The 921-nt window shown below is 53.7% G+C and carries 1 protein-coding gene; it reads left to right on the top strand.

Annotated elements, in window-relative coordinates:
• The first annotated feature begins 95 nt into the window (after positions 1–95).
• The gene (locus tag KO508_RS13160) at positions 96–875 is read left to right on the top strand and encodes a crotonase/enoyl-CoA hydratase family protein (RefSeq protein ID WP_216008752.1); all 780 of its coding nucleotides are present in this window, start codon (positions 96–98) and stop codon (positions 873–875) included.
• Positions 876–921 lie beyond the last annotated feature (46 nt).

Genomic DNA, 921 nt, shown 5'->3' with positions numbered 1-921 from the left:
TTCCCGGGAGGTGACCCCCACCGCTTGCGCGGACGCTCTGTAGATGACTACCAAACGTTAAAAAAACAGCTGTTCACTAACTATAGGTGCCACCGATGTCACTGGTTAACGTAACAAAGAAAAACCATATCCTGCTCATAGGGCTAAACCGCCCGGAAAAAATGAACGCCATGAACAGGGCCATGTACCACGAAATCGCCGCGGCTTATTACCTGCTGGAGCACGATGACGATTTGAGAGTGGGCCTGATGTATGCCGAAGGCGACCACTTTACCAGCGGTTTGCAGTTAGATGATTGGGCAGGCGTATTTGCAAACGGTAAGGGAATAGAACCGGCGGAAGGCGAGCTGGATCCGTTCCATATCACCGGCGATGGCCTCAGCAAGCCTGTGGTTTTTGCCGCTCAGGGTATTTGTTTTACCTGCGGTGTTGAGATGATGCTGAACACAGATATTCGTGTTGCAGCAAAAGGCACCCGGTTTGCACAGTTAGAAGTCAAACGTGGCATCTTCGCCTGCGGTGGTGCCACTATCCGCCTGCAACGGGAAATTGGGTGGGGCAATGCCCAGCGCTACCTTCTAACCGGCGATGAATGGACGGCAGCGCAAGCTTATGAGTGGGGCTTGATACAGGAGTTGGTCGAGCCCGGAGAGCAGTTCAATACCGCTCTGGAAATCGCTGAAAAGATCGCCAGTGCCGCACCTCTTGGTGTGCGAGGCAGCCTGAGGTCCTCCAAAATTGCGGTAAGCGAAGGTCAGGAAGCAGCCAAGCAGCGACTCTTCCCGGATTTGCAGCCAGTGATGGCCAGTGAGGATGTAAAAGAAGGCATCCAGTCTTTCCTTGAGCGGCGAGAAGCAGTGTTCAAAGGAAAGTAAGGCAGGCGCTGCGAAGTTTGAAGCTGCTGGTGGGCTCTGCCTCTCA

This window comes from Marinobacter salexigens (genome assembly GCF_018860765.1).
Lineage (GTDB): Bacteria > Pseudomonadota > Gammaproteobacteria > Pseudomonadales > Oleiphilaceae > Marinobacter > Marinobacter salexigens_A.
The sequence above is the reverse complement of the archived record's forward strand: the minus strand, read 5'-3'. Positions and strand labels throughout refer to the sequence as shown.

Coding starts and splice junctions, on each gene's coding strand:
- KO508_RS13160 (WP_216008752.1), top strand. CDS start 96: ATGTCACTGGTTAACGTAACAAAGAAAAACCATATCCTGCTCATAGGG.